Below are 20,257 nucleotides of genomic sequence, written 5' to 3' on the forward strand. Positions count from 1 at the left end.
GGTTAAACCTTATGGATAGGGTTACTAGATATATAGAACTAAATTAAAAGGAAGGCGGGAGGTAATGGACAAGTTACATAATATTTTTAACAGTATTATGGAAGACACTGACAAGATTATTAAGGAAAGTCAGTATGCAGAAAATCCATTGGCAATTCTTTTTAGGACGGTATTGGAAGAACAAAAGGATACTTGTGAGAACCTAATTGAAGTATTACAAAGGAAGGAACAAGATTTTAAAACGTATAAAAAGGATCTCTCTATTTTATACCATGACGATTCGGTTGCCGATTCAACCTTCCGGGCTTGGGGAAGAGCAATAACTTGGCAGGATGAAAACAATGCCCAACATGTTAATGATTTGGATTTACTATTCCAGAGGATTAAAAAAAGCCTTAAAGAAGGTGCCAAAGAATTGGAAGTTCAATTTGGTCCTGAGAAAATTAAATATGTTGTACCAGAGTTGTATTTACCTAAGACAAAAAGAGAGGGTGGAAAATAATGGCTTGGGAAACGGAGCGTACGGATATAAATGTATATAGTCAGGGAGAGGTCGATAAATGGGTCTACAGTACGTGTAATATCTGTTCTGTCGGCTGTGGATGCCACATAGCCGTTAAAGATAAGAAGATTGTGGGGATAAAGGGTAATTCGAAGCATCCTATAAACAGAGGAAGATTAGGACCAAAAGGTGAAAACCAATGGCATGCAAACAACAGTCCGGACAGGCTTTTGACCCCTATGGTCCGGGATGCGTTTGGACAGCTTGTTCCAGCCTCCTGGGACGAAGCGATGGAACTAATTGTTAAAAAGGCACGGGAAACCATAAAAGATAAGGGTGGAAATGGAATTGCTATCTATTCAACGGGACAGGGATTTCTAGAAGACTATTATACGATAGCTAAAATAGGCAGAGCAGGAATTGGAACTCATTTGTTAGATGCCAATACAAGGCTTTGTACAGCTACTACTGAATTTTGCCTGCTTCAGTCCTTCGGTGCGGATGGTGTTCCTGCCTCATTTGACGATATTGATGAAGCAGATACACTTTTAATGTTCGGTCATAATCCTGCCGAAACGGGAACTGTTTTATTTGAAAGAATTATGGAAAGAAAACAGAGAACTGGAAAGCCGTATATTATCGTTGTTGACCCACGGAAAACAGCCACGGCCCGTATGGCGGATATGCATCTTCAATTGTATCCCGGAACCAATGTAGCATTATTAAATGGACTGCAGCGCCTTATCATAGAGGAAGGAAGACTGGATGAGCAATTTATAAAAAACAATACTGTCGGGTTTGAAAAAATGGCAGAAGCTCTTAGTGAGTGGGATGTAGAACACACCAGCGAAGTTACCGGAATACCAGCAGGATTGATTAAAGAAGCTGCAGAAATTCTTGGTAATACTGAGACTCTTGTAACTACTACTCTCCAAGGTACGTACCAAAGTGCGGATGCAACAACAGCATGCGTTGCTATTAATAATATTCACTTAATTAGAGGGCTGATTGGCAAGCCTGGCTGTGGGCCGCTCCATATGGCTGGCCAGCCTAGTTCCTCAGCAAACCGTACAGCTGGCGGAGTTGGAACTTATCCGGCAAATAGAAATCCAAATAATCCAGACCACATTCGTGAAATGGCAGAGCTATGGAACGTGGATGAAAAGGACCTTCCAGTAGGTCCAGAAAAAGGGATAGAAGAACAAATTGATATGATCGAAAATGGAGAAATCAGCTTTTTTTGGAACATTGGAACAAACCCTATGGTATCTCTTCCTAACCGGGCACGAGCTCGAAAGGCTCTGGAAAAGGTTTTTGTAGTAGTGCAGGACCCATTTTTAACAGAAACAGCAGTTGTTGCTGATGTTGTCCTTCCAGCTGCTTTATGGGGAGAAAAAGAAGGGACCATGGAAAATGCCGATAGAACTATTAATTTATTAAGAAAAGCAGTAGACCCTCCTGAGGGAGTAAAATCTGACTTTGAGATTCTGCTCGATTTTGCAAAGAGGATGGATTTTCGTGACAAGGATGGAAATCCATTGATTCAATATTCGACTCCAGAAGAATGTTTTGAGGAATGGAAAAAAGTATCAAAAGGAAGACCTTCTGACATGACCGGCATTACGTATGAAAAACTTGAAAAATATAATGGTTTAAGATGGCCGGTCAATGATCAAGCACCGGAAGGAACTACCCGGCTTTATTCGGATGGCCGTTTTGCAACTGAAACAAATTATACTCAATCGTTTATGAAGGACCAGTTTACTGGAAGACCACTATCTAAGGAAGAGTTTGAAGAATTGAATTTAAATGGGAGAGCGATGCTCCACCCAACTAGATATCTGCCTCCTGTGGAGCAGCCAAACAAGGAATATCCTTTATGGGTTACGACTGGAAGACTGGTTTGGCATTGGCATACAAGGACCAAAACTGCACGTTCACCATACCTTCAGGCGGCTGCTCCTAATGGGTATGCGGAAATTAATACTGCAGATGCATTGGAACTAGGACTGATCGAGGGCGAGAAGGTGAGAATTATTTCTGCAAGAGGAGAAATTGAGGTCCCAGTGAGAATTGGTGAATCCGTGCAAAAAGGATTAATTTTTGTGCCATTTCATTTTGGAAGCTGGCATAAAAAGGAGGCCGCAAATGATTTGACTGCAGATTTTACCGATCCTTTATCGAAGCAGCCAACCTTTAAGCAGTCCGCATGCAGAATCGAGAAATTGAGAAAAACCCATTTAGTTGGAGAGAAGGATACTCTTGGTACAATTGCTGAACAATTTGGTACAAGTATTGAAACCCTCCAAAAAGTGAATGGGCTTGTATCTCCTTATGACCTTCAAATGGGAATCAAGCTGGAAATACCTCTTTCGGTAACCAATGTACCGCTGCCAGAATATCTGCCATATAAATAAAAATAAAATGCAAGAAACATTTAGTCTACACTAAAATAAGCTCCCTTTCTGTTATAGTGAACTGCTACCATAGAAGTGGACAGTTTAAAAAAGACCTTTTTATGCAGCTAGTAAATGACTCCGGTATTACGCCGGAGTCATTTATTTAACCCCCATTGGTAACGATATCATTGTTATATTCCTCGATATAAATTCCTATCAGTTCCTGTAATTCCTCAAAACTTTCACATTTTATATAGTTAACTATGTCTTTTATATCATCACCAATAAATTCCTTTAGATATCCAAAATGTTTATAGTACCCTTGAATAATTCTTGATGCCAATGCTTCAGTCTCTTAAATGTCATGAATTTATCAAACATTCATCTAGAGTTAATGCACCTAAGATCTTTTTTTGTTCTTCTTCCAGTGCTTTCTCCACGCTTATACTTACGAACAGTTTTTTGTATAAAAATAGCCCCTTACGAATTTTATAGGTGACTAAGAGTAAATGTCCTCCACAGTTTTGCTTAACAGTCTTCATCCTAGTTAAAAAACACCGTTTAGACTGTGGGGGAAAATTTTATTATAACCGTTCAAGAATGTGTCTATGGCGGGACTGCGTGGGAATCGAACCCACCAGATGATTCGATTGTTCGTGGAACAACAAGCAAGCGTATTGTTCAATTGATTCGTCAAGCAGGGGCCAAGGAGGTCCATGTACGAATCAGTTCCCCTATGGTTAAAAATCCTTGTTTTTATGGAGTGGATATGCCAACAAAAGAGGAACTTTTTGCTAATAAACATGAGAATGAACGTGCGATGGGAAAAGTGATTGGTGCAGATTCATTAGCCTTTTTAAGTACCGAAGGGTTATTAGAGGCTGTAGATGTAGATTTAGCAGACACAAGCAGCCTATGTATCGCCTGTTTTAGTGGGGCTTATCCAACTAAATTGTATTTGAAGTAATACACTAATGGACACTTTGATTAAATCAAGTAACATTTGACAGGGAATCACACCCAGGGTGCATTCCCTTAATATTCATGTATGATAATTGACCTCCCGATTGTTTTGATAACAAAAAATCCGAAATCCTTGCAAAAAGCAAGACTTCGGATTTACTCTATTTATGAGACTTCTCAAAAACGATTAAGACAAAAATACAAAATAATAGTTTTCGGAATCTAACTATAAGAACATACTCATATTCATTGTCGTAATAACAGTTTGATCAGGAAAAATGGTCCGTGAGACAATTTTATATTCATTATTTATCTTCCGAATAATATCGTTTCTCTCACCAAACAATTCTTCAATTACATGTGTAGAACCTCTGCTTCTTTTATATAAAAAATAACTAATGACCTTATATTCATTTGGATCTTCCGTTGGTTCAACCATAATGTTTGAGATAAAATGGCGCTGCCGTGTTGCTGGATTTTCCACCCAAGCTGATTTAGTATACAACCGATTTACGCGTGTTGTTAGTGATAGCTTCGTCTCTTCATAAAAGGACGAATCACTCGCAATATCATCAACTCCAACCCCTTCTACCGTTTCTCTTAATGGCATCCGATATTCGATTTCATCAGCCAGCAATTCGAGCCATTCTTTATATTTTCGGTGATCTAACAAATAAGCCTCCATATGAAGAAAACGAGTAATTTCAAATTCTACTTCAGAAGAGATTCTCATTTGAACGTTGGACTTCATTTAAACTTCCTCCTTCACAAAGAGATCCTTTGAAATTAGCTCGAGCCATTCTTCATGCATTTTTCGAGAAATTGCATCAAGATAGCAGGTTGGATAGGCTGTTCCCGGACCAGGAAAATTTTCATCCGGTTCAATCCGGTTCATTCCCATTAAATAGTTGCTGACGTTGTTGTAGCTTAATTCTTTATCCCGCATCATTAATCCGCTGCTTACTTCGACAATTCGTGCCCATGTTTCTGTATCATCTTGCTCAAGCGTTCCGGTCGGACCAAATGATCCTAAATAACCTTTATAAGCAGCTTCCTTATATTCCTTTGGGGCCGCTTTATCGATAAAGAACCAGCACCATACCTCTACTTTTTCAGGTCCTATCGGTCTCCAAAGCCGAAAATTCAAATAATTGTGCAAATGTCCTTCTGTCCCATGAATCGGACTAACGAAGGAAAGGTTTGGATACACGCCGCCAACAAAAACCGTCACTCTCGAAAGAATGTCATATTGTTCTGGAGTTACGTTTTTCTTAAACATCGGCCACATTGATTCAGGAGTTCCTTGAAATGGCACTCTGGCTTGCCCAGTTTTAGAGGTGATCACATTAATTCCATGTGCATGGTCCATGACTACCTGATGTCCATATCCAGCATATAGTGGATCTTCTGGACTTATTCCCATTTCAACTGTAGAACGATGGGTGGTTTGTACATGGTACGGGTCGGCAGCAAAGTTTTCCGCCGTTGCCTTCCAATTAGCTTTTGCGACCCAACGCTGCGGCAGACCGATGACTTCCATTCCCCCATCACTTCTGCCCATCATCATATCCAAATACCATTTCATATCCCCTAAATAGTCTTCTAGACTTTCCGCATTTGGATCAAGGTTTCCAAAAATCAGCCCTTGATAAAGTCCAATTTGCGGAACCTTTCGAAGTCCCCACTCGGATTTATCCATCTCTTCACCGTACACTTTACTTCCAGCAACAATGCCGATTAAATCCCCATCAAGATTAAAGCTCCAGCCGTGATATGGACAGGTGAAAGACTTTTTGTTTCCCCGGTCTGCCGTGCAAAGCTGAGTTCCTCGATGTGTACAAGAATTAAGATAGGCGTTAATTTCACCATTGCGATTTTTCACTAGCAGTATAGGATCATTTACCATCCACCTTGTTACATAACTGCCCGGCTCTTTCAACTCCGATTCGTGCCCAAGAAATTGCCATGTATGCCCATATATTTTTTCAATTTCCAGATCATAAAGATCCGGATCTGTGACGACCCACTGGGGTAACAATCCTTGTTCCATTTTTTCTTTTAATAGTTGGAGCGCTTTTTCATCAAATGTCTTTCTAAACAATTGCATTCTCTTAATCCTCCTTCACTTTTAAAGCGGAAAATGTATTTTAATAAGTTCTTTAGCTGATAGATACTCAGGAACAGATCCTTTAACGTTTTTTTGTTATGTAAAATCACACCTATTTTTTTAAAAAAAGAACTGCCCCTGTCTTTCTCCTTTAGGAAAAAGATGAGGTGTTTTTTCCTGCTTGGTTTACCGTTTATTTTTCAACAGTTAAGCTCATTTGGGTGGAGACTCCTCGGTTAACACATAATACAAGGATACAGCTGGCAGCAAGGAGTACTCCATCCAGCAACAACGGCGCTCCCCAGCTTCCTGTACTGTCTCTAAGAACACCAGAGACAACCGGAGAGAGAACAGCTCCAATCTCTGAGATAAAACATTCCAAAAGCTGCACCCCGATTATTTTCAGGAGCAATTTCAGCATTCAAAGCATGAGATACTGGCTGGAGGGCAAAGAAGAATAATCCAGATAAAAATAAAATGATTGACATGATGACAGGATTGTTATGACCCGTCATTACGTAGGCAGCAAATATAAAGATAGAAACGGTTAGTAATGCTGTCATAACCGCCAGAACATTACGCCTGCCATTTTCCGTTCCAGCTACCATATCGGAAATCTTTCCTCCAATTGGGAAACCGATAATTCCAGCTATACCATTAAAGGAAGCAACCAGCGCTGCGGCAACGAGTGCTCCGCCGCCAAAATCCTTCACAATCGAAACGGACCAAAAGCCATACAGCCACAGGTGCCAGATAATCGGGATAAAGGAAACGTAAAGGAATATTAGGTTTTTATTAGCTAAAACAGGACGAATTTCAGATTTGCGCGTTTTGTATAGGAAAATAATAAAGAGCGGACAAAGACTGACTAAAATAAATGCAATGGAAATATCGGATAATCCCATTTTTAAGGCAGCAAAGTATATACCCATTATGATGACAACGAATACAGCTGCATACTTCAACATTAGAAGAAATGCACTTCCATACACTTCTTTGACTGCCGGAGATTCTGCGTTCATTTTCAGAACAGATGCAGATAAAGGTTTCATATATTTATATATTAGGAGTGAAGCGATTAATGTAATGACGCCAAGTAGGATAAAAGGAGAACGCCATGCTTCTTTTCCCATCACTGGTTCCATCGCGTTGAGTAGGAGCGGGACACCAAGAGTCGCAATAGTTAGTCCAACCGAAAGTCCCGTAATGACCACTCCCATTCCAAGGCCAACTTTTTCCTTTGGAGAATGATAGACAATATAGGAGCGGTCATTCGAATAAAAGACCCCTTCTCCCAATCCCAATAACACACGTAAAAGGACAAACAGGATTAAGCCCGAGATAAACCCTGTGAATAACGTCGTAATCCCTGCCCATACGATACTTAAAACCACAACGGTCCGGTGACCAAATTTATCCCCAATAGAACCCCCAGGATATTGGTTCATCATAAATCCTGCAAAGAATAAACTGCCGATTAATCCCCCTAATCCATGCGGGTTTGGTACATTTGATAGAAAAGAGACCTTATTGTCAATCATCCATGTAATGACAGGTCCAGTTGCTGTACGGTCAATATAGGAAACAAACCACCCTAAAAACAGCATTGCCCAAATTGTATGATAGCGCTGCCATCCCTTTTTCTTCATGCGTTATCCTCCTCATTTTAAATATAGATTTTTTGAAATTCAGCCTTAACCAAAGGCATTTTTATTTGCTTGGTGACCCTTTTTAGAAAAGACTTGAACACAAAAGTTCAGATCTTATAGTTGCTGCTGGGACACGTTCTGCAGCCGTACATCTAAAACCGCCGATCTCCCGCTTTTGACAATCTCGATTGCCTTGACTAGGCCGTCCATTAGTTTCTCTGGTTTTTCAATAATTTGAGCATAGGCTCCGCCAGCCGCTTCGGCTACCTTCGATAAATCCGCCACAGGGTCGAAATTCACCCAAAACTGATCAGTTTGACTAGCAATTCCATTGGGATGTACACCCAATGTCGATATCCTTGGAGCCCCCCAGCCATGGTTGTTATAAATCACCGTTAAGAATGGAACGTTATATTTTCTTGAGCTCCAGTGGACAGGTGTCGGATTACTGAAAATGTAGGTCCCATCTCCTGTAAGATTGACAATTATTTTCTCCGGAGCTGCCAGCTTGGCACCAATGGCGGCGCCACCGTGCCACCCCAGTGAGCTTGCCCCACTTCCAAATAGCGATCCAGGCGTATTCCGTGGTAGGTGTTTGGAAACAACATCATAATTCGTAATAGACTCCGTCATCACAATCGTGTTTTCATCAATTGCCTCGCGAATACAGGCTGTTAAATATTGGGGTGTAACGATGTCTGGGTTCTGTAAATTCTCATTTTCTTTCCATTCCTTTCTTTGGTGCGAATGGATATTAGCTATTTGGAGATAGCGCTCATAAATTTTCACTTGATTTATATCATTAACACTATCAATATAGGAATTCAACTGCTGAAGAGCCACCAATGAATCCGCTTTAAAAAAGCTTTCAGAAGGTATGTACCATAGTGGCGTTTTCTCCTTTAATGGGTCTACATCAATATAGGATATAGCACAACTATCCGCTGGCTTATTGACTAATGGAATCCAAGGAATATCGCTATCAATGACCAGAATAAAATCAGCTTGATTTAATAATTCATTTTGCACAGGAGCATTCCATTGATACCCTACATGCATTGGATGGTCAGCGGGAAAATTCACATAGTTTGGTACAGACTCCAATACAGGAATCGCTAATTTCTCGCTAAGCTTGACCAACTCCGAAACCGCGTCAGTATTTCGGCCAAGATAGGAAGTGACAATTAAAGGATGTTCGGCTTTAATTAGATTCTCCGCAAGTTTTGCTGCATCGTCTGGTGCAATCGCACACGAAGAAAGTGGTTTCCAACCACGATGATCAACTGCAGGTGGTTCAATTTCTGCCTCCAACACCTCACGGGGTGCCATTAAATAGACGGGTCCCTTTGGATCACTCTCTGCTATTTGTAACGCCCGATGAACCAGCTGTTTTACATTTTTCCCTGTCCGGATTTCATTGTCATATTTCACATATTCCCGGACAATCCCACGCTGGTCAAACACATCCTGGAGCCAGTGAATATGTTCATTCCGGCTTCCTAAAAGCTCCCCTTCCTGCGTATATGGTGAAGCCCCTGCAAGTATAAATACAGGTACTCTTCCTCTAGCCGCATTATGTATAGCCCCCCCCATATTTTGGGTTCCACATTCAACATGAACAAAAACAGCCTGGGGTTTTCCGCTAACCTGTGCAAATCCATGTGCAGCACTTAAAGCAACCATTTCATGTGGGCAAATGATCACTTTCGGGAATTCTTTGTTTTCCAATTGAGCCTGTGCCCAGCTTTCTATAATGGCTGAATGGTCACTTCCTAAGTTCGCGAAAATGTAAGAAACGCCAGATTCTTGAAGTGCCTCCATTAAAGCAGAGGATGTTGTGTACTTGAAATTTTGGACCTTTACTTGAGCTAATTCCATAGAAGTTTTTTCACTAGACATAATCACATCTCCTGTCCCTCGATTAAAGTTCAAAATAACAATTGCGAATATTTAGACTTTTAAAACTTTAACGCTATTATATTTGTAAACCCTTTCATTGTTCAATATAATATTTTTAATGATTATCATAGATATAAACTATCAAAAAGGGGTGTGAAGCTAATGGAGTTTCGTCTATTAGAATATTTTGTAACCGTTTCACAGCAATTACATTTTACAAAAGCCGCAGAAAAATTAAGAATCAGTCAGCCTACATTGAGTCAGCAAATCAGGCTGTTGGAAGCGCAGCTTGGTACACCCTTGTTCAGCCGGGCCGGGAAAAAAGTACGTTTGACCTATGCCGGAACCATTCTATTGGAACATTGCGAGCGGATCTTTTTTGAATTGGAACAGGCAAGTACGAAAATCATGGACGTGAGAGGAATTTTACGGGGAAAATTGTTAATTGGATGTTCAGGTGGGCATTTACTCACATCTCCCGTCGTATCCTTTCATGAAAAATATCCTGGCATTGAGCTTTCTATCATTGATTTAAGAACGAAAGAAACCTTTCATAGACTTTTGCAAAATGAATTAGACTTGGGAGTAACCTTTTTAATGGAGGAAGACAATCGGCTAGAAATGATTCCACTTTTTGAAGAGGAATTTTATTTAGTCGTTTCCCATCTTCACGAACTTGCAGAGATCGATTCCATTCTGTTAAAAGATTTGCAAGCTTATCCCTTAACCCTTCTGCCCCATCAATTTACCATGCGTCACTTTTTTGAGGAAGAGAGTCAAAAGGTGGGCTTCACCATCCAACCAAGAATTGAGTTCTCGACAGTAGAGGCACTGCTTCAACTCGTTAAAAAGAATCATGACTTAGCCACCATTCTACCAAAATCCTATCTTTCTACCATTCACGACGACAAGATTAGGCAGGTACGGATCATCGATCGTGACTTCCGAAAAATGATCGGGATCGTGTATAAAAAAGATTTATTCATAGACAACACGATGGAAGCATTTATTAAGCAATTGATTAAAACATACAAAAAATAATCGACCAACGGTCCATTGATTCCTAATTTGCTAGATTAAAAATTTATTTTTTCATGAATGTTGCATATATAGCAACAATTAATTTTACTTTCCAAAATATCGTTGCTAGAATTCGCAATATTCAGTTGAATATTTTAATAGTTTAACTGTACATAGTTACGTACTACTTTTATGAAAGCGCTACAAAACTTATTAGAACTATTTGCTTAATGATGGGAGGAGTTTTTTCATGCAAGCAGTTGGGGTGTTAAATCAGAGTTTTATCAACGGAGAATGGACAGATGGCCAAAGTGAAAGAACCTATGATATTTTGAACCCATATGATGATTCAATCATTACTTCCGTTCGCCTAGCATCAAAAGAACAGTTGGATGAAGCATTTCTAAGTGCCCAAGAAGCACAGAAGCAATGGGCAAAGTCAACCGTTGAAGAAAGAAGATCAGTTCTCCATAAAGCATTGGATTATTTAAACAGGAACCGCAAGGAGATAGTCAGAACTATTGGTCTTGAGACGGGCGGCACCTTGTTAAAATCTAATATCGAATTCCATCTAACCATCGAAATTTTAGAGGAGTCGATAAAATTTGCTGATGAAATCGGTAAAGTGCGAGAAGTGCCAGGTCCGGATAATGCCAAATTAAATCATATACACCGACTGCCATTAGGCGTGATTGCTTCCATTTCACCTTTTAATTTTCCGATGAATTTATCAATGAGGACAATAGCCCCAGCCATTGCACTTGGAAATAGTGTTGTCCACAAACCTGATATCCAAGTTGCCCTCTCCGGTGGTTCAGTTATTGCAAAAGCGTTTGAATACGCTGGTTTACCTAAAGGTGTTTTAAATGTGATTTTAACGGATATTAACGAAATCGGTGATGACATGTTGACAAACCCGATATCGAAACTAATTAGTTTTACTGGTTCCACTTCAGTTGGACGCCATATTGGAGCCATTGCCGGTCAAAATTTAAAGCGGGTTGCACTTGAACTTGGCGGAAACAGCCCATTTATCGTTTTATCTGACGCAGACATTGACCAAGCCGTCAAGGCAGCTATTTTTGGGAAATTTGTCCATCAAGGTCAAATTTGTATGATTATCAATAGGTTCATTGTTCACAAAAACAAATATGATAAGTTTGTCGCTAAATTTGTAGAACGGGCCAAACAGCTTCCTTATGGAGATCCAAGTGATCCAAATACCGTTATCGGGCCATTGGTAAATAAGCAACAGATAGAAAAAGCAATGCGGTATATTGAAGAAGCTAAAGAACAAGGTGTAACTGTCGCTTTGGAAGGCAAACGGATTGGCAACATTCTAACCCCTTATGTTGTTACAGACGTTCAAAATTCGAGCAAGCTTGCGCAAACCGAGCTTTTTGCTCCGATTGCTACTATTATAAAAGCGGAAACAGATGACGAAGCCATCGCCTACGCCAACGATACAGAGTATGGCTTAAGTTCTGCCATTTTTACTAGCGACTTAAAACATGGTGAAAATCTTGCCTTACAAATTGATAGCGGCATGACTCATATCAACGACCAGACGGTGAATGACGCACCAAATATTCCATTCGGGGGAAATAAAGCGAGTGGATTAGGCCGGTTTGGCAACCCATGGGTGGTAGAAGAATTCACCGTTACAAAATGGGTTTCCATCCAGACAAAAGATCGCCAGTATCCATTTTGATCATTATATAATTCACTCTGATTATCAAACAAGGTTGGAGCACCTATGGAAATAATCCTTATGATTAAGAATATATCCTATGGTTAGCAAAAGATAATTATGAGATGCTACGAGGTATTTGAAAATATTTTTTTATTAGTTATCTAAAAAGAACACACAGTATTTTCCTCTTTTGAAATGCTGTGTGTTCTTTTTATTGTACATTCAAACTCAGTATTTGAAGTAGCATCATAAGATTGATTCTGTTAGGAATAGATACGCTTCCTTCTTTTTTACTTTATTTTTGCACCAGAACCTAAAATCGAAACTAATTCTCCCTCCTGCACTTCCCTTAACAACATTGCATCATTCTTTTACAAGAAAGATGCATTCTACAACCTTAGTATTTCCTCCATCTAACAACATCCTTCGCGAGCAACTGATGTCTGGCCCAAGCATGCGCATGTGTAATCATTTTCTCAATCATCCCTGTAGACCGGGCCAGCACCCTCAAAATCACTCCTCCCTCCGGCAAAGAGGACAATCCGAAACAAAGGTCTTCCTGAATATCCTCCATGACTTCATATAAATCATCCAAAAAACCTTTATCTACTTGATTATGAAGGATGAGGAAAGTCCCAACATGGGTATACCCCTCCATTTGCATAATCCCGTTCAACTGATCATCCGGCTCAAGCAACAAATGATCAAATAAAACGAGCTTGTCATTTTTATAGACTTTTAATTTCGAACGGATCCAGTCATAACGAAACAAGCTCCCATCCTCTGCCCATCCAGGTGTGATCATATCGCTATAAAAAAAACAAGCTTCCTCCTCCATCCGAACATTGGTTTCTTGAATAAAACGCGCACCCTCATAAGCGATTAATGAATCCGGCAAATATTCAAGCACACTTCCCTTGCCCACTTTCAAATTTGTTTGTTGAACAACAGGGTTTTTCGGCGTTTTATATACTTTCGTAGCAGATTGCGTAGTAACTGCCAATTCCGCTCCCGCCTCAACTGAAAGGTCAGTCAAATAGGTATCGCCGTCGACATAGCCGCCTCCAACATGAATCAGATAAACGGATGGCACATTCTCCTCCAGGTAAACCGGGCGGGTTAATTTCAATGCCCCCTCATAATAACAGCTGGATACAATACTTTTGGACTGCCTTTTGACCGCAGAAAGCTCCAATACACCGGTATAGCTCATGACTCCAATCCTAGTAATAGAGTTTGGTTTTTAATCCAATCGATCACTTGATCAAGGCCTGTTCCATCCTTTAAATTTGTAAAAATATAAGGCTTGTCCCCTCTTGCAGCGATTGTGTCCCGCTCCATGATTTCCAGACTTGCCCCAACGTAAGGAGCCAAATCAATTTTGTTGATGATGAATAAGTCTGACTTAATCATCCCTTGTCCGCCTTTACGCGGAATTTTTTCCCCTTGGGCCACATCAATAATATAAATGGAGAAATCAACAAGCTCCGGACTGAATGTTGCCGCTAAATTATCCCCGCCACTTTCGACGAAGATTAATTCAACATCAGGGTGCCTTTCTTTTAATTCATCGATGGCCGCAAAATTCATCGACGCATCCTCCCGAATAGCCGTATGCGGACAACCGCCAGTTTCCACTCCGATTACCCGATCCTGCGGCAACACTCCGTTTTTCATAAGAAATAACGCATCCTCTTTTGTATAGATGTCATTCGTGACAACGGCCATACTCAGTTCTTCATGCATCGCCCGCGTTAATTTTTCCACAAGCATCGTTTTTCCTGCACCAACAGGTCCGCCAATTCCAATTCGTACTGGTTCCATTTTCAACATCCCTCTTTTTCAAAAATTTTTAAGACATAAACAAGCGCACGTGTAATCGTTCATGACGCATTTGAGCAATTTCCAATCCAGGGCTGACCGCCCCAAGATCATCCTTGGACAACAATAAAATCTTCTGAACGGCTTTCTTTAAAAGCGGCTGGATGTTGACCAACAGCTTTTGACCATCGGTCTGTCCGAGGGGAATGCCGCGGACAGCGTTTTGAATCAGTGAGGATAAAGCTCCATATAAATACGCGCCAATGGCTGTTTCTTTTCCCACTTGCAAGTGGCAGGCAATGATCGAAAAAACCAAGGCAGAATGTCCATATGCCCGCTTTTCTTTGATTTTATCTACATAATCGTCGAGAATTGGTGAAGGATATAGGCCGGCACATAGCTTTGCCATTCGTTCCCCAATTCGGCGATTGCCGATCCTCGTTTCTTCAGCAAGGCTCGCGGCAAATAATAATTGATCTAGCTCGAAAAGATTCGCCATCCTGTTTTGCCCGACCGCATCAAAAGCAAGCCGGCACGCCAGTCCCTCGACAAAAACAAGCTGTTTTTCGATATATACGGTGATCGCTTCAGAAAAGCTTTTCGTATCCGTAATGACTTGTTCCTGAATATAGGTCTCCAATCCGAACGAATGCGAAAAGGCTCCAGATGGAAAGTTGGAATCGCACAACTGAAGCAAGGGAAACAATTCGTTAATCATGACGGTGTCCAATATGGCGAAACGCCTTCTTCACCTTCCGATTTTCACGCTCATAAGGAATTTCTAATTGCTGAAGAAGCTCTTCGACTAAATAATCATACTGAACAAGCATTTCATTTCCTTCAAATTGAGCCGGGAGATGACGGTTCCCCAGTTGGTGGGCAATTTCCCCCATTTGCTGGATCGACGTTGGCTGGATCACCAACAAGTCATCATCTTTAACGGAGATTACGATCATATTTCGTTCATCTATATATAAGACATCACCGTCGATTAAGTCATGATTGTCTTTTAAGCGAATCCCAATCTCCTTGCCATGGTCGGTGACCACACGCTGAATCCGTTTAACCAAGTCATCGCTGTTCAAGTACACCCGTTCCGTATGCGGTGCTTTTTTTTCTAATGTCGTAACATTTCCAATTACTTTTTCAATAATCATTTTTTCCTCTCCTTAAAAAAGAAATAGAGTAGGGCGCTACAGGAATGAATTTCGCCAAACCTGGTGAATATTTCGCGAAAAAAGAAATTACTTCGCCAAACAAAAATCAGAATGCTTCAACCAAGTAAGGATCGTTATACCTTCCTGGGTTTCGGCAACTCAAACACCTTAAAACAAGAAATAGCGCTGTGCCATTGGAACTACTTCCGCCGGCTCACAGGTTATTAATTCACCATTAACTTTCACTTTGTACGTTTGCGGATCCACTTCGATTTCAGGTGTTTCCCCGTTAAAAACCATCGATTTTTTCGTTAACTGCCGGATTCCTGACACAGGTTGGACAATTTTCTTCAGCCCAAGTGTTCTATGAATCCCTTTTTGAAAAGCAGATTGGGAGACAAATGTCATCGACGTTTGATATTTGGCACTTCCAAGGGAGGCAAACATCGGACGATAGATCACCGGCTGCGGCGTTGGAATGCTGGCATTGGGATCCCCCATCAGACTGTGCGCAATCATCCCGCCTTTTAAAATTAACTCCGGTTTCACACCGAAAAACGCCGGATCCCAGACCACCAAATCCGCTAGCTTTCCTGTTTCAATCGAACCGACATAATCAGCAATTCCATGAGTCAAAGCAGGATTGATTGTATATTTGGCAATATAACGTTTGACCCGGAAGTTATCGCCAACGCCTTGATCCACCGCCAGTTTACCGCGCTGTTTTTTCATCTTATCCGCCGTTTGCCACGTACGGGTGATTACTTCTCCGACCCGGCCCATCGCCTGCGAATCAGAGGAAATCATACTGAATACACCGATATCGTGCAGGATATCTTCTGCGGCAATCGTTTCTTTGCGAATCCGCGAATCAGCAAAAGCAATGTCTTCCGGAACCTCCGGATCAAGATGATGGCAAACCATCAACATATCTAAATGCTCTTCCAGTGTATTAATCGTATAAGGCCTTGTTGGGTTAGTCGATGAAGGCAAGATATTAGGGAAGCTGGCAGCCTTAATAATATCCGGTGCATGTCCTCCCCCAGCGCCTTCCGTATGATATGTATGAATCACGCGTCCATCAATGGCAGCCAAAGTATCCTCAACAAATCCACCTTCGTTAAGGGTATCGGTATGAATGGCGACCTGCACATCATATTGGTCAGCCACTTTCAGACTCGTATCAATGGCTCCAGTCGTTGTTCCCCAGTCTTCATGAAGCTTTAAGCCGATTGCTCCCGCTTCAATTTGTTCCTTTAACGGAGCTTCATCCGAAGCATTTCCTTTTCCTAAAAAACCGAGATTCATTGGGAATTCTTCTGCAGCCTGGAGCATCCGGTGGATATTCCACGGTCCCGGGGTACAGGTGGTTGCGTTCGTGCCTGTAGCCGGCCCTGTCCCACCGCCAATCATGGTTGTCACGCCAGAGGAAAGAGCCGTTTCAATTTGCTGCGGACAAATAAAGTGGATATGGGCATCAATGCCCCCGGCGGTTACGATTTTTCTTTCTGCAGCAATCACTTCGGTTGACGCACCAATGACGATATCCACCTTGTCCATCAGCAGCGGATTCCCAGCCTTGCCAATCGCTACAATCTTCCCATCTTTCACACCGATGTCTGCTTTATAAATCCCGGTATAATCAACAATCATCGCATTGGTTAACACAAGGTCCACACTTTCCGCCCTTGTCACAAGCGGGTGCTGCCCCATTCCATCACGGATCACCTTGCCTCCGCCAAACTTCACTTCATCCCCATAGGTGGTGTAATCTTTTTCTATTTCAATAAACAGCTCCGTATCCGCTAAACGGACAGCATCTCCAACCGTTGGACCGAACATATCGGCATATTGTTTTCGCGACATGTGAAAGCTCACTTACTTCTCCTCCTTTATGACGGAACCGTTTGTTAATTGATTTAAACCGTACACCTTCTGTTCCCCCGAAAAAGGAACGAGCTCCACTTCCTTTTCATCGCCAGGCTCAAACCTTACAGCCGTTCCCGCTGGAATATTCAAATGCCTGCCAAATGCCCGGTCCCGTTCAAATTGCAATGCTGTATTGACTTCAAAAAAATGAAAATGCGAACCGATTTGGATCGGGCGGTCGCCCCGGTTTAACACAGGAATGACTAGCGGCTGCTTATTTTCATTACACAAGATTGGCTCCTTTTTTAATCGATACTCCCCAGGAATCATTGCTTTTTCCTCCTAAACGGTTTTGGTTTGGGTATGTAAAATCGGTTTATCGAATCGGGGTATGTACAGTGACCAGTTTTGTACCATCAGGGAATGTCGCCTCTACCTGTATGTCCGGAATCATTTCAGGTACACCTTCCATCACATCTTCTCTTGTCAGAATGGTGGTGCCGTATTGCATAAGCTGTGCCACCTTTTGTCCATCCCGTGCCCCTTCAAGAACTTCATAGGTAATGATGGCGATGGATTCAGGATAGTTTAGTTTTAAGCCTCTTTTTTGCCGACGGCGCGCCAGGTCAGCAGCCACTACAACCATAAGCTTTTCCATTTCACGTGAGGTCAGTTTCATCTTTTTCATCCTTCCTTTTTTCCTGTAACCGGAGATTTCCATTCATAACGTAGATTCTACATTTGGTCCTTGTGATTTAACATGGATACCAAAGCAGCCGTGACCTGCTGTTTTGGTATTCATGTCTATTCATCTTTATCGCTTGTATTCCTTATACAGCTCAATAAATGGTCGAATGGTGATAAAAAGCGCGGCAAACACCAGCCAGCCAAATGCTAGATAAACCCAGCCCGTGAAAAAGGAAAGACTATAGATATACCCTGTCGAAAACATAATTCCCGGCCAAATGACCACAAGTACTACACTTAACCCCAATGCCCAACGAGTGTACAGCTTCGTTTGTTTTTTTAACTCCAGATCGTTCATCCTAAATTCTCCTTTCTAGCCGTACTATGACTTTCATCAAAACTCTTAAACTTGTCTTTTAAAGACTCAAAATTAAATTCCTCAGAAGAGATGAGTGCATGCCCAATAGAAATCACTCCACTAATGATAAATACTGCCAGATTACCAAACAGCATCGGGTAGAGTCCTCCCAGAGATTCAACGTTCACATGCCCTCCTGTTACATAAGCAGAAATTAGCCAAACTGTCACGCCGCCAATCATCCCCAACAATGCTCCGTAAAAGGCTCCTGCATTTGTGGCCCGTTTCCAAACTAGGCCAAGCGTGACCGGTATAACGGCTGCACTAACAAAAATTCCCATTGCCATATAAACAAAGCCAAGACTGATTCCTAAATAGAATAGTAGAATCGAGAAGATTCCCATCGATAATCCGAACCCTAATGTAACCAAACGGGAAACAGACAATAGTTTCTTACTGCCGGCATGAGGGTTGATCGAATGACGATAAATATCCGTAACGATAATATTCGTAACAGCTGTTAGTTCCGCGGACCCCGCAGACGTAACTGCCATAAACAGCATGGTCAAAAACAGAACAGATCCAACCGACCCAAGGATGTGTGAGGCCATAATCGGTGCAACAGAATCAGGAGAAGATACTGAAATTCCAAGTCCTGCAGCACTAACACCCAAAATAGTAGCTACCGCAAAAGGAATCGAAAACCAGGAGATCCCTCCATATATATACGCTTTCGAAGCAGCTTTATCCGTACTGGCAATAGCACGCTGCCAATAGGCTTGATCGACAAAAACGGTTCCGAAATTCCCAACAATATTAATAATCCCAAACAAAAGCCCTGGAATAGATGCCATCGTCAGCATTTGCTTGGATTCCGGCAAGGCACGCAGCCCCTCATAAATATTGGAGATGCCAAATTTATAATAGACCGCAATCCCAAAGACCAACAGAACAACAAATAAGATCACCGTGTGCAAATAGTCTGCTATAAATGAAGCTTTTAATCCGCCAATCATCGTATAAATAGTGAATGTTACAGGTATTAAAAAGGCTGCTACATACAAATTCATTCCCGTTAACTGATTTAACGTGATTGCCCCGCCGAGAATGATCATCGAGGTGACGATAATATTCGTCATCAGCGCAAATACGAGCATTAAGCGGTGATTTTTTTTATCAAAACGCTGTGAAATAAACTCTAAAAACGTATGAGCGGTTGGTGCTTTTCTTTTTAAATGAACAGCAAGGATCGCAAATAATAAGATTTGGATGGTAGCACCAGCCGCATACCAAAATGGCCCGCTTATTCCATATTGATAACCGGTCGAGGATGACATCATGATCGTGGCAGCCCATGTCCAAGCCGCTACGATCGAAGCGCTGGCCAAACCAACCCCTACACTTCTTCCGGCAGTGTTAAATTGTTCCGCCGTCATTTCTTTTCCTTTTCGTTTGGAATCCATGCGGTGAATAACCGCGGTCACTCCCGTAAACAAAACTCCGAAAATAAGTAAAATAAGATACCCTACACTTGGTGTTAACATGCTACCCCTCCACTTTTTAATATCACAAACTTGTTACAAGTTTTTCTAAGATGTTCCATTAACACAGTGCTATTGTCAGATAATTCTAGAACAGTTTTAAATATAGTCACATTTTCTCTTTCTATCTACAATTGCGTTAGATTTTCTAACACAGTTTTCCCATAATTTCTTCCAAATCAATCGCATTCTTTTCTGAACTTTCTTTATAATCAAAAAATAGTTGGTTATATTGTTCAATTGAATCTATTCTTTCAGGAGTGGAAGCTATGCACATGATAAAAAAAGAACAAATGGATCTACTGGATCAGTCTTTTTCAAAATCAGAAAGAATTCATTCATCAATTATTTGAACTAGCATCATAAGAATGATTCTGTTAGGACTAGATACGCTTCCTTCTTTTTTACTTTATTTTTGCACCAGAACCCATTTGAGAGTGGAGCTTATTGAAGCGATGGAGGAGTGCGGTTTCAGAAGGAAAGCTTTACAAGCAATGTCGGATAATGATGAGAGTATGTAAAACGGAATAACTGACGCTTATAATCCGTCAGCTAATATAAAAATTGATTGTTTACTCTAGAGTATGTTTCG

The 20,257-nt window shown here is 41.3% G+C and carries 19 protein-coding genes and 1 pseudogene; 6 read left to right on the forward strand and 14 right to left on the reverse strand.

Features of this window, described 5'->3' with window-relative positions:
• The first annotated feature begins 64 nt into the window (after positions 1–64).
• Positions 65–502 (forward strand): hypothetical protein, encoded by a 438-nt coding sequence (locus tag V7077_RS26900; RefSeq protein WP_335507694.1) that lies wholly within the window; start codon positions 65–67, stop codon positions 500–502.
• Positions 502–2,919: a molybdopterin-dependent oxidoreductase gene (locus V7077_RS26905; protein WP_335507696.1), complete on the forward strand. Its 2,418-nt coding sequence runs from the start codon at positions 502–504 to the stop codon at positions 2,917–2,919. The genes V7077_RS26900 and V7077_RS26905 overlap by 1 nt, the downstream gene beginning before the upstream one ends.
• 145 nt (positions 2,920–3,064) lie before the next feature.
• On the opposite strand, the gene V7077_RS26910 is transcribed toward V7077_RS26905, so the two are convergent.
• Positions 3,065–3,244 carry a hypothetical protein gene (locus V7077_RS26910; protein ID WP_335507699.1) on the reverse strand — a complete coding sequence of 60 codons (180 nt, stop codon included), beginning with the start codon at positions 3,242–3,244 and terminating at the stop codon, positions 3,065–3,067.
• 225 nt (positions 3,245–3,469) lie between these two features.
• Here V7077_RS26910 and V7077_RS26915 point away from each other — a divergent pair, with 225 nt between their 5' ends.
• A complete protein-coding gene (locus tag V7077_RS26915) occupies positions 3,470–3,868 on the forward strand; it encodes a hypothetical protein (protein WP_335507700.1) in 399 nt (132 codons plus the stop codon).
• Positions 3,869–4,090: 222 nt separating this feature from the next.
• Here V7077_RS26915 and V7077_RS26920 read toward each other — a convergent pair whose 3' ends face one another.
• The 4 genes from V7077_RS26920 to V7077_RS26935 all read right to left on the reverse strand — a co-directional run bounded on the left by V7077_RS26920 (position 4,091) and on the right by V7077_RS26935 (position 9,519).
• Positions 4,091–4,615 carry a 3-phenylpropionate/cinnamic acid dioxygenase subunit beta gene (locus V7077_RS26920; RefSeq protein WP_335507702.1) on the reverse strand — a complete coding sequence of 175 codons (525 nt, stop codon included), beginning with the start codon at positions 4,613–4,615 and terminating at the stop codon, positions 4,091–4,093.
• Positions 4,616–5,965, reverse strand: coding sequence for an aromatic ring-hydroxylating oxygenase subunit alpha (locus tag V7077_RS26925; RefSeq protein WP_420489714.1), 1,350 nt, complete (start codon positions 5,963–5,965; stop codon positions 4,616–4,618). It abuts the gene before it with no gap.
• A gap of 326 nt (positions 5,966–6,291) precedes the next feature.
• Positions 6,292–7,620, reverse strand: coding sequence for an MFS transporter (locus V7077_RS26930; protein ID WP_335507706.1), 1,329 nt, complete (start codon positions 7,618–7,620; stop codon positions 6,292–6,294).
• A 114-nt stretch (positions 7,621–7,734) separates the two neighbouring features.
• Positions 7,735–9,519: a thiamine pyrophosphate-requiring protein gene (locus V7077_RS26935; protein WP_335507708.1), complete on the reverse strand. Its 1,785-nt coding sequence runs from the start codon at positions 9,517–9,519 to the stop codon at positions 7,735–7,737.
• 162 nt (positions 9,520–9,681) lie between these two features.
• On the opposite strand from V7077_RS26935, the gene V7077_RS26940 reads away from it, so the two are divergent.
• Positions 9,682–10,560: a LysR family transcriptional regulator gene (locus V7077_RS26940; protein WP_335507710.1), complete on the forward strand. Its 879-nt coding sequence runs from the start codon at positions 9,682–9,684 to the stop codon at positions 10,558–10,560.
• A 229-nt stretch (positions 10,561–10,789) separates the two neighbouring features.
• Complete coding sequence (locus V7077_RS26945; RefSeq protein WP_335507712.1) at positions 10,790–12,250, forward strand: aldehyde dehydrogenase family protein; 1,461 nt, start codon at positions 10,790–10,792, stop codon at positions 12,248–12,250.
• Between the two features lie 379 nt (positions 12,251–12,629).
• Here the strand turns inward: V7077_RS26945 and V7077_RS26950 are convergent, their stop codons facing one another.
• From V7077_RS26950 to V7077_RS26990, 9 genes are all read right to left on the reverse strand, one after another.
• Positions 12,630–13,445 carry an urease accessory protein UreD gene (locus tag V7077_RS26950; protein WP_335507713.1) on the reverse strand — a complete coding sequence of 272 codons (816 nt, stop codon included), beginning with the start codon at positions 13,443–13,445 and terminating at the stop codon, positions 12,630–12,632.
• The gene (gene ureG, locus V7077_RS26955) at positions 13,442–14,056 is read right to left on the reverse strand and encodes an urease accessory protein UreG (RefSeq protein ID WP_335507715.1); all 615 of its coding nucleotides are present in this window, start codon (positions 14,054–14,056) and stop codon (positions 13,442–13,444) included. Before ureG ends, V7077_RS26950 begins: the two co-directional genes overlap by 4 nt.
• Positions 14,057–14,084: 28 nt before the next feature.
• Positions 14,085–14,771: an urease accessory protein UreF gene (locus tag V7077_RS26960; RefSeq protein WP_335507737.1), complete on the reverse strand. Its 687-nt coding sequence runs from the start codon at positions 14,769–14,771 to the stop codon at positions 14,085–14,087.
• Complete coding sequence (gene ureE / locus V7077_RS26965; RefSeq protein WP_335507717.1) at positions 14,764–15,210, reverse strand: urease accessory protein UreE; 447 nt, start codon at positions 15,208–15,210, stop codon at positions 14,764–14,766. The genes V7077_RS26960 and ureE overlap by 8 nt, the downstream gene beginning before the upstream one ends.
• A 168-nt stretch (positions 15,211–15,378) precedes the next feature.
• Positions 15,379–17,088, reverse strand: coding sequence for an urease subunit alpha (gene ureC, locus V7077_RS26970; RefSeq protein ID WP_335507719.1), 1,710 nt, complete (start codon positions 17,086–17,088; stop codon positions 15,379–15,381).
• Entirely contained in the window at positions 17,089–17,409 is a 321-nt protein-coding gene (locus V7077_RS26975) for an urease subunit beta (protein WP_335507721.1), read from the reverse strand.
• Positions 17,410–17,455: 46 nt separating this feature from the next.
• Positions 17,456–17,758 (reverse strand): urease subunit gamma, encoded by a 303-nt coding sequence (locus V7077_RS26980; protein WP_335507723.1) that lies wholly within the window; start codon positions 17,756–17,758, stop codon positions 17,456–17,458.
• 135 nt (positions 17,759–17,893) lie between these two features.
• The gene (locus V7077_RS26985) at positions 17,894–18,124 is read right to left on the reverse strand and encodes a hypothetical protein (protein ID WP_335507725.1); all 231 of its coding nucleotides are present in this window, start codon (positions 18,122–18,124) and stop codon (positions 17,894–17,896) included.
• On the reverse strand, positions 18,121–19,668 hold the full coding sequence (locus tag V7077_RS26990; protein ID WP_335507727.1) for a sodium:solute symporter family protein: 1,548 nt from the start codon (positions 19,666–19,668) through the stop codon (positions 18,121–18,123). The genes V7077_RS26985 and V7077_RS26990 overlap by 4 nt, the downstream gene beginning before the upstream one ends.
• Before the next feature lie 242 nt (positions 19,669–19,910).
• Here V7077_RS26990 and V7077_RS26995 point away from each other — a divergent pair.
• Positions 19,911–20,031 (forward strand): annotated as a pseudogene (locus V7077_RS26995) (IS6 family transposase); the annotation flags it as partial.
• Positions 20,032–20,257: the final 226 nt, after the last annotated feature.

Source organism: Neobacillus vireti (genome assembly GCF_036962465.1).
GTDB classification, from domain to species: Bacteria; Bacillota; Bacilli; order Bacillales; family Cytobacillaceae; genus Neobacillus; species Neobacillus vireti_B.